The organism is Betaproteobacteria bacterium (genome assembly GCA_009377585.1).
In the GTDB taxonomy this organism is placed as follows: domain Bacteria; phylum Pseudomonadota; class Gammaproteobacteria; order Burkholderiales; family WYBJ01; genus WYBJ01.
Genome location: WHTS01000226.1, coordinates 1 through 4,162, shown reverse-complemented (window position 1 = coordinate 4,162; position 4,162 = coordinate 1). Strand labels below are relative to the sequence as shown.

Below are 4,162 nucleotides of genomic sequence, written 5' to 3'. Positions count from 1 at the left end.
ATTAGAGGTTCCATAGAGCCTGGAAGCTCGACTGCCTGGATCCCGCATGCGCGGGAATGACAGGGCTACACCGTTCCGGCCATCCCGCCGTCCATGTTGATGCTGGTGCCGGTGATGTAGCTCGCCATGTCGGAGGCGAGAAACACGATGGCATTGGCGGCTTCGATCGTTTCGCCCACGCGCCCGAGCGGAATCTCCTTGCCCATCTTCGCGTAGTACGACTCGCCGCCCTCGCCCGACTTGTTGAAGCGGCGCTCGTGCTGGCCGGACTTGATGCGGCCGATGCACACGGTGTTGACGAGGATGTTGTCGGGCGCGAACTCCTTCGACATCGCCTTGGTGAGCGCGATCCCGGCGGCGCGCGAGATCGAAGTCGGCGTCGAGCCGGCGGCCGGGGTCTTGGCGCCGATGTTGGTCACCATGATGATGCGCCCGCCGCCGGCCTTGCGCATGTGCGGGATCACGAGCTTTACCAGCCGGATCGCGCCGAACACCTTCATCTCGAAATCGGTGGCCCATACTGCATCGTCGTTTTCCATGAACGTGCCGCGCTTCGATGTGCCGGCATTGTTCACCAGGATGTCGATGCGCCCGAACTGCTTGGCCGTCGCCTCCACCAATCGCGTGACGTCCTCGGGCTTGGCGACATCGCACGGCACGCCCAGAATGTCGGGGCTCGTGCGTTTCAGTTCGGCCACGGCGGCCTCGACCGCAGCCGGGCGGCGCGAGCAGATCGCGACCTTGGCGCCCTCCTGGGCCAGCACCCTTGCCGTCTCCTTGCCGATGCCCTCGGTCGCGCCCGTGATGATCGCCACCTTGCCTTTCAGTCCCAGCTCCATGTCGCTCTCCTTTGTCGTGCCTTCCCCGGTGAAACGGCCTGACCGTCGCTGCACAGACGATTGCCGCCGGCAACCGATCGATCGCCGAGCGGCGATGATACTCCGGGCACGGCACGCGGCATCATCATCGGCCGGTCGCGGACGACGCGTGCGCTATATTGAAATGGACGATCCGGGGGAGCAAGGCCTTGCCGCTGCATGCACTCGCTCAATGGATGATTGCAGCCGGGTTGCTGGCGAGCCCGGTGTTCGCGGAAACTGGCGCGGCTCTCTAGCGTCCTGAGTCAGAAGTTCGTCACCCCCGCGAACGCGGGGGTCCAGGCGGAGTCTCGTTCTGGATTCCCGCTTGCGCGGGAATGACGAATTACGACGAATTTGCGATTCACCACACTAAGACGCCTCGAGCAGAAGACCGATGTCGGTGCTCAGTGCGGCGAGTTGCGAAGGTAGCAGACCCAGAGCTTGCAACGCGAACGCCTCCTCGCGTTCCCAGAATTCGGACAAGCGCTGGCGGCGATGCAGCCGGGTGATGCAGTCGGCCAGCACGCCGATGGCGATCAGGCGCCGGGTCGAGCGGCTCTGCGGCCCGCCTGCTTGCGCCGATTCATCGCGCACATGGTGCAGGCTTACGGGCAGCCACATATCCATGGGCAGGCACCAGCTTCTCGCCAGCAGTCCGCCGATCAGCGCATGGTCGATGCCGTATCGCGCGCGCTCCCTCGTCGTGATCTCGAGCCTGCCCTGTTCCTGCTCGTTCGCGAGCCACGCGCCGTAGTCGGAGTGCTTGAGCAGCATGAGCGGAATTCCGCAATTGCGGAACAGCCCGAAAGTGTGCGCTTCGTCGAAATCGGCCACATCGAGCTCGCGCGCGAGATAGGCGATCGCGAGCGAACGCTCCGCGGCGCGTTCCCAGAACGCTTCCAGCTCGAACCTGCCCACGACGGTGAGCGCACGTCGCAGCATGAAACCCGCCACGAAGTTGGCACAGTACTTGAGGCCACCGAAGGTGACCGCGCCCCGGACTGCGGTTACCTTGTGACGCAATCCACACAGGGGCGAATTCACCGCCTCTAGCAGCGCCTGCGCGAGCTTTGCGTCCTGCTCGATCAGCTGCACGACCCAGCTGCGATCGGGCTGCGGCTGCGCCAACTCCTGGATGAGATCGGCGAGCAGCGGCGGACAGGGCGGGATGCCGAGTTGCTGCACGCTGTGGGTCGCCTCGCACAATTCGAGGTTGACGAACATCGGGTGGTAGTCGGTGGCCACGTCAGGCAACGCTCGCAGGCGGGATGGCCAGCGGCGAGCGTGCATGGATGCCGGCCGGGTCTTCCAGGGCCGGCTCACCCCACCACTGCCCGGTTGTCTCTGGCGCGCGTGCAACCAGCAACGCCTCGATGGCAGGCACGAGCTCCTTGCCGATCGCACGCTTGGTCACGAAGCACTTCGCCCCGGCCCGGCTTGCTGCGTGACGATGAAACGCATCATCGAAATTGGACACCATCACCACCATCGACCGCGGCGAAGCTTCGAGCAGCTTGCGGGTGCCGGCGACGCCGTCGATGCCCGGCAGCTTGATATCCATCAGCACGACATCGACCTTGTGCACGTCGATCGCACGCAGCGCCTCGTTCACGGTCGCTGCCTCCAACACTTCGATGGCGCCGAACGCGACGTGCATCAGCTCGCGCAGCGCCTGCCTCACTGCACGATGGTCTTCCACGATCAGGATGACCGGGCCGCAGGATGATTGCAATTCGCTCGTGTCCACGTCGTCTCGCCGGAAGTTGCTGTGTGAGGCGACTGTAGCGGAAGCGCACGCACTGCGCTGTCGGGAGCATCGGACAGATCGCGTCAGGAATTTCCTGACAGATCGCTGCCGAACCGGCTCAGGTCGTCGGGCTGGCGGCGCGTCGCCGCCTGGCCCGCGCGCTAATCGAGCGAAGTCACGCCGTACTGGATCGCGAACTTGATCAGTGACGCGAAATCGTGCAGGTCGAGCTTCTCCATGAGGCGTGCCCGGTACGTTTCCACCGTCTTTTGCGACAGGGACAGCTTCTCCGCGATCTGCGCATTCGAGCTGCCCTCTGCGAGCATCTGCAATACCTGCCGCTCGCGCGAGCTCAAGCGCGCGAGCGGGCTCTCCACCCCGCGCGCGATCTGCTCGATCACCGGATTCACGAGCTCCTTGCTGAGAAAGCGCCCGCCGTTGTATACCGCGCGAATCGCTTCGACCACCTCCTTGGCGGCCGACTTCTTGACCACGTAGCCCATTGCGCCGGCCTGCAGAGCGCGCATGACATGAACGTGGTTCGAGTACATCGACAGGATGATTACGCGTATGCGCGGGCAACGTTCGCGCAGCAGGTGCGTTGCCTCGGCACCGTTCAGGTTCGGCATCGCGTGGTCCATGAGCACCACGTCGGGCTCGGTCCTGACCGCCACGTCGACCGCCTCGCGGCTGTCTTCCACGCAGCCGACCACGTTCATGTCGCTCTGTGCATCGACCACGAAGCGCAGGCCCTCGGCCACGACGGCGTGGTCATCGACGATCAGCACCCGGATCGTCATGTCAGCACGGGACGCGAACGCTGACGCAAGTCCCGCCGCCCGCTGCGGGACCGATCTCGAAGCGCCCGCCGACCGCCTGCGTCCGCTCGCGCATGGTGACCATGCCGAGACCCGCGCGCCGGCGTGCCGCCGAGCCCGTCGCCGTGCCATACCCCACGCCGTCGTCGGCGATGGTCATGAGCAACTGCTCGCCCGCATGCTCGAGCGTGATGCTCACTTTCGAGGCATGGGCGTGCTTCGCGACATTGTTGAGCGCCTCCTGAACGATGCGAAAGAGCGCGATCTCGCTCGACTGCGCGAGGCGCGCGGCGCTCTCCTTTCCTTGCACCTCGACTTCGATGCCGGTGCGACGGACGAAATCGTTCGCATACCACTGCAGCGCGGGCAGCAGGCCGTAGTCGTCCAGCATCGGCGGGCGCAGCTCCGCCATCACGTTCTCGATCGTCGCGGCGGTCGATTCGAGCAGCGTGCCGGCGTCCTCGAGACGGGAATGCAATCCCTCGTTTCCGTGCGGAAGCTGGCTCTTCAGAATGTCGAGATTGATGCTCAACGCGGTCAGGTTCTGGCCGACCCGATCGTGCAGCTCGCGCGAGAAGCGGCGCCGCTCGGACTCCTGCACGTCGACGTGCCGCCGCGACAGGGCCTGCAGCTGTTCGGTCGAATTGCGCAGGTCTTCGGTCATCACGTTCGCCATTGCGACGGCTCTGCTGCGTGAGGATGCCACGGAATAGAACATGCCGAACAGCAGGAAGCTC

The 4,162-nt window shown here is 64.9% G+C and carries 5 protein-coding genes; all 5 read right to left on the bottom strand.

Annotated elements, in window-relative coordinates; all coding sequences use genetic code 11:
* Positions 1 to 65: 65 nt before the first annotated feature.
* Entirely contained in the window at positions 66 to 839 is a 774-nt protein-coding gene (locus tag GEV05_30685; GenBank protein MPZ47645.1) for an SDR family oxidoreductase, read from the bottom strand.
* 390 nt (positions 840 to 1,229) lie between these two features.
* Positions 1,230 to 2,150 (bottom strand): HDOD domain-containing protein, encoded by a 921-nt coding sequence (locus GEV05_30680; GenBank protein ID MPZ47644.1) that lies wholly within the window; start codon positions 2,148 to 2,150, stop codon positions 1,230 to 1,232.
* The gene (locus tag GEV05_30675) at positions 2,107 to 3,189 is read right to left on the bottom strand and encodes a response regulator (GenBank protein MPZ47643.1); all 1,083 of its coding nucleotides are present in this window, start codon (positions 3,187 to 3,189) and stop codon (positions 2,107 to 2,109) included. Before GEV05_30675 ends, GEV05_30680 begins: the two co-directional genes overlap by 44 nt.
* Positions 2,769 to 3,407: a response regulator gene (locus GEV05_30670; protein MPZ47642.1), complete on the bottom strand. Its 639-nt coding sequence runs from the start codon at positions 3,405 to 3,407 to the stop codon at positions 2,769 to 2,771. Before GEV05_30670 ends, GEV05_30675 begins: the two co-directional genes overlap by 421 nt.
* Position 3,408: 1 nt before the next feature.
* Positions 3,409 to 4,162: histidine kinase (locus GEV05_30665; protein MPZ47641.1), on the bottom strand; the 754-nt coding region annotated here is incomplete at its 5' end.